Annotated in this window: 5 protein-coding genes and 1 pseudogene; 3 read left to right on the forward strand and 3 right to left on the reverse strand. The window is 56.9% G+C overall.

Going from position 1 to position 4,095, the window contains the following annotated elements; all coding sequences use genetic code 11:
* Window positions 1-26 precede the first annotated feature (26 nt).
* Both ACIQ20_RS16055 and ACIQ20_RS16060 read left to right on the forward strand, forming a co-directional pair.
* Window positions 27-401: a response regulator gene (locus ACIQ20_RS16055; RefSeq protein WP_346383049.1), complete on the forward strand. Its 375-nt coding sequence runs from the start codon at window positions 27-29 to the stop codon at window positions 399-401.
* Entirely contained in the window at window positions 398-910 is a 513-nt protein-coding gene (locus ACIQ20_RS16060; RefSeq protein WP_395782091.1) for a PleD family two-component system response regulator, read from the forward strand. The genes ACIQ20_RS16055 and ACIQ20_RS16060 overlap by 4 nt, the downstream gene beginning before the upstream one ends.
* Window positions 911-925: 15 nt before the next feature.
* Here the strand turns inward: ACIQ20_RS16060 and ACIQ20_RS16065 are convergent, their stop codons facing one another.
* The 3 genes from ACIQ20_RS16065 to pheS form a co-directional block, all read right to left on the reverse strand.
* Window positions 926-2,005 (reverse strand): lysine-2,3-aminomutase-like protein, encoded by a 1,080-nt coding sequence (locus ACIQ20_RS16065; protein ID WP_395782093.1) that lies wholly within the window; start codon window positions 2,003-2,005, stop codon window positions 926-928.
* Entirely contained in the window at window positions 1,983-2,495 is a 513-nt protein-coding gene (dut, locus tag ACIQ20_RS16070) for a dUTP diphosphatase (protein WP_298226650.1), read from the reverse strand. Before dut ends, ACIQ20_RS16065 begins: the two co-directional genes overlap by 23 nt.
* 74 nt (window positions 2,496-2,569) lie before the next feature.
* The gene (gene pheS, locus ACIQ20_RS16075) at window positions 2,570-3,643 is read right to left on the reverse strand and encodes a phenylalanine--tRNA ligase subunit alpha (RefSeq protein ID WP_395782095.1); all 1,074 of its coding nucleotides are present in this window, start codon (window positions 3,641-3,643) and stop codon (window positions 2,570-2,572) included.
* Window positions 3,644-3,827: 184 nt separating this feature from the next.
* Between pheS and ACIQ20_RS16080 the strand changes: the two are divergent.
* Window positions 3,828-4,095: pseudogene (locus tag ACIQ20_RS16080) on the forward strand (M3 family peptidase); the annotation flags it as partial.

A 4,095-nucleotide genomic window follows, 5' to 3' on the forward strand; every position in this document is an offset into this window, starting at 1 on the left:
TGAACGATAGGTAACAGGGGACCGTCATGCAAAGAATTTTGCTGGCCGAGGATCATGACGACAATCGCGAAATGCTGATGCGTCGTCTTACACGGGCTGGATTTGAAGTGCGCGGGGCCAGCGACGGTCAAGACGCCCTAACCCAAGCCTTGGCATGGAAGCCTGACCTTGTGCTGATGGATGTATCGATGCCGATTATGTCGGGCCTCGATGCCACCCGCCTGATCCGCGAGAAGTTGGGCGCAACCATCAAGGTCATCGCCTTGACCGCCCATGCGATGAACGAATCCCGTGAAGCTTGCTTTGAAGCTGGCTGTGATGCCTTTGCCACCAAACCGGTAGATTGGCCGAACCTGATGGAAGAAATGAACCGCCAATTTCAAGGGAGGACGGCGTCATGACCGAAGATCTCAAGGACCAATTTGCCAATACCAACATCCTAATTGTTGACGATATGCAGGATAATATCGATGTGCTAGCCCGGCGCCTACGTAACCGTCAAGCCACCGTTTATGAGGCCAGTGACGCCACAGAGGCGCTGGATATCTTGAGCGTTTCGCCGATCGATATCCTGTTGCTGGACGTCATGATGCCCGGCCTAAGTGGGCTGGATGTGGTCAAAAAAATCCGCACCAAACGGTCTGCCGCCGCTTTGCCCATCATCATGGTCTCTGCCCGGACTGACCAAGCCATGATGGTGGAGTGTTTGCAGGCGGGCGCCAATGATTATGTCACCAAGCCCGTGGATTTTCAGATCGTTAGCGCCCGTATCACGACACAATTAGGCATCCGCGAAACCTATCGAGCCGCACTCCGGGATCGGTCGAAGCATATCGGCCTTGCAGAAGAAAGACGGGTTCGGCTGGCAGAAGCCGAAGCCAAGATCGCAAGCCTAACGGGTAAGAGTTAGGCTGGGAAAAACCCCTTAGCCTTTATAGTCGTGCCACAGACCTGTGCCGTCTAAGAGCTGCAGGCCGCCTTCGGTTTCCCGCACATAGTTTGGGTCGAGTGGGGCTTTAAATGCCCCACCGGGTACATCCAAAACATAGGTGGGCTGGGCGAGGCCCGTCAGCGTGCGGCGCAACCCAGCCATAAGGTCTTGGCCTTCTGCAATCGGCAACCGAAAATGGCCGGTGCCGGGTGCCAAGTCTGGATGGTGCAGATAATAGGGTTTTACCCCAAGGGCGACAAAGCCGCGCATCAGGTCTTGCAGCACATCCAAGCGATCATTCACGCCCCGCAGCAAGACAGACTGACTAACCAAACTAATCCCCGCCTCACGCATCCGAATAATGGCGGCTTTGGCTTCTGGGGTGAATTCGCGCGGATGATTGGCATGAATGGCGACCCAGCTTGCGACGCCCTCTGCCCTTAGCGCGCTTACAAATTCATCGGTAACGCGTTCTGGCGCCACAACGGGCACACGCGTATGCCAACGCACGACTTTCACATGATCAAGGGCGGCCAAGGCTTGCACCAAGTCGCGCGCGCGACGGGCAGACAACATAAAGGGGTCGCCGCCCGTCAGGATGACCTCAAGAATCTGAGGACGTGCCCGGATGTAGTCCAAAGCCTGATCCAGGTTTTCGCCTACCAAAGCCTCGCCACCAGGCCCTACCATCTCGCGGCGGAAGCAGAAGCGGCAATAGACAGGGCAAACCGACAGAATTTTCAGAAGAACGCGGTCTTCATAACGGTGGACGAGGCCCGGCACGGGCGAGAAGGCTGCATCGTCAATCGGGTCGGCGCTTTCCTCTGGGCTGTGCTGTAACTCAAAGGTGGAAGGCACAAATTGCGCCCGGATCGGGTCTTGCGGGTCGGCTCTGTCGATCAGGTCCAGCATCGTCGGCGTCACCGCCACGGCATAGCGTTCCGCCACCGCTTCTAATCCGGCTGCTGCTTGTGAAGTTACGAGACCCAGTGCTTGAAGATCGACGATCCTGGTGCTCGTTGCTTCTGCCTGAACAGGCCGCGGGAGTGCTTTAATCCTTGCCTGTGGAGCCAAAGCCGCCTGTTCCCCGTGCCGTCTCGTCGAGCTCTTCAAACTCCATCCAGCCAATTTGCGTGATGGGGGCAACGACCATTTGCGCAATGCGATCGCCGCGATGGATGCGGAAGCCCTCCCAACCATGATTGATCAGGATCACACCGACTTCACCCCGATAATCCGCATCAATCGTGCCAGGGCTATTGAGGCAGGTAATGCCATTCTTCAGTGCGAGGCCAGAGCGGGGGCGAACTTGTGCTTCATAGCCAGCCGGCAAAGCAATGCACAGACCGGTCGGGATCAGAGCCCGCCGACCGGGTAGCAAGTCGATATGGCTGCCTTCCGCCAAAGCGGCGCGCAAATCCATGCCCGCTGATTGGCCGGTTTCATAAGTCGGCAACGGCAAATCACCAAAATGGCTAAGCTTTTTGACAGCAACCAAGGGACGAATTGTCTCCGCAGCCTCAGAAGGCGTCGTGGGCGCACGGGTCGAGAACGGCTTCAACATCCTTAGTCCTTCATGGGGCACTTGCCTTTGGCACGCCTGTCAAAAATCTCTGAGCGGCAGAGGTGCCGCCGAACCTAGCTCAATCCAGTAGCCAGATTCGGTTGGACACTGGGCTCAAATCCGTAATGCTTCAACCACCGGACATCGGCAGCAAACATGTCGCGCAAGTCCGGGATGCCATATTTCAACATCGCCAGTCGGTCGATCCCCATACCGAAAGCAAAGCCTTGATACTGATCTGGATCAATGCCGCAGGCACGAAGCACATTGGGATGAACCATGCCGCAGCCCAAGATCTCGAGCCAATCTGTACCCGTACCAATCTTCAAAGCACCACCGGAACGGTCACAGCGGACATCCATTTCCGCCGACGGTTCGGTGAACGGGAAATGGTGTGGACGGAAACGCACATCAACGTCGTCGATCTCAAAGAAGGCGCGCATGAAATCCATCAGCACGCCCTTGAGATGGCCCATATGCACCCCGTCTTCGATGACGAGACCTTCAATCTGGTGGAACATCGGCGTGTGGGTCTGGTCTGAGTCGCAGCGATAGGTGCGGCCTGGTGCCACGATCCGGATCGGCGGCTTCTGGGTCAGCATGGTGCGCACTTGCACGGGGCTGGTATGGGTGCGCAACAGCATACGCGAGCCATCTTCCTTCTCTTCAAAGAAGAAGGTGTCATGCATATCGCGCGCTGGATGCTTGGGCGGGAAATTCAGTGCGGTGAAATTGTGGAAGTCATCTTCCACATCCGGCCCTTCCGCGATGGAGAAGCCCATATCGGCAAAGATGGTTTGAACCTCTTCGAACACCTGCATAATCGGATGGATCTTGCCGCGCCGCTCGGGTCGCGCGGGCAAGGTCACATCTATGCGCTCTGCCAAAAGGCGCGCGTCGAGGGCGGCTTGGGCCAGCGCCTCTTTCTTGATACCAATCGCGTCGCTGAGACTTTGCTTCAAGCCATTGACCAATGGGCCAAAAGTTTGACGCTCCTCGGGGCTCATCCCGCCCATGCCTTTAAGAAGTTCCGACACGCTGCCCTTCTTTCCAAGGGCATTGACGCGCACCAGTTCAACGGCCGCTTCATCTTGAGCGGCATCTAATTGGGCAAAGAGATCGCGGGAGAGAGTGTCTATATCAGTCATGAAACGGTCCTAGCGGATTGGACGCCCAAATGGGAGGGGGGTGGCGCAGATGATTGACGATCGCGCTTTGCCCAATCCTCACAAAAATGTGAGCCCGCCTAGCGCTGACACAGCCTCCCCCGCCCCCTAAGAAAACGGCTCAAAATTTCAGGCGGGGCCATGGCCCCGCCTCGGGGAGATTCCAATGTTCCGTGCGGCCCTTTTTGCTTTCAGCGCTTTCGCTATGCCCTTGGCTGTCGTGGCCAACCCGGCCCAGACCACCACAGCCGAGCAAGCGTTCAGCAATCCCTTCCTTGAAACCAAAACCACCAAATTTGGCGCACCTGCTTTTGACCGGATTCGCCCGGAACATTTCCGGCCGGCCTTTTATGAAGGGATGCGCCAACAAAGGGCTGAGATTGAGGCCATTGCCAATGCGAAAACGGCCCCCACATTCGACAATACCATTCTCG

This window comes from Aquidulcibacter sp., from assembly GCF_044346625.1.
Lineage (GTDB): Bacteria > Pseudomonadota > Alphaproteobacteria > Caulobacterales > Aquidulcibacteraceae > Aquidulcibacter.